Source organism: Photobacterium sp. R1 (genome assembly GCF_054600795.1).
On the sequence record NZ_BAAHZP010000726.1, the window covers coordinates 1 to 255 of the forward strand.

At 43.1% G+C, this 255-nt stretch carries 1 protein-coding gene; it reads left to right on the forward strand.

Annotation, left to right across the window (positions count from 1 at the left end):
- The coding region (locus tag ACYP03_RS26990) for a cupredoxin domain-containing protein (RefSeq protein WP_459782807.1) at window positions 1–255 on the forward strand (255 nt) is incomplete at both ends.

Below are 255 nucleotides of genomic sequence, written 5' to 3' on the forward strand. Positions count from 1 at the left end.
TAAAGGTCGAAAATGGGACGTATCAGCCATCACATATTCGGTTACAGGCAGGTAAGCCTGCAACTTTACGCTTCATCCGCAAAGATGCGTCCCCATGCGCTGCTACAGTGGTTTTTGCTGATTTCGACATCAGTGAAGAGCTACCACTGGATAAGGACAAAGATGTTTTCCTAACACCTAAAGAACCCGGTGAATATAGTTTTACCTGCCAGATGCAAATGTATCGTGGTAAGTTGATTGTCACAGATAAAAAAT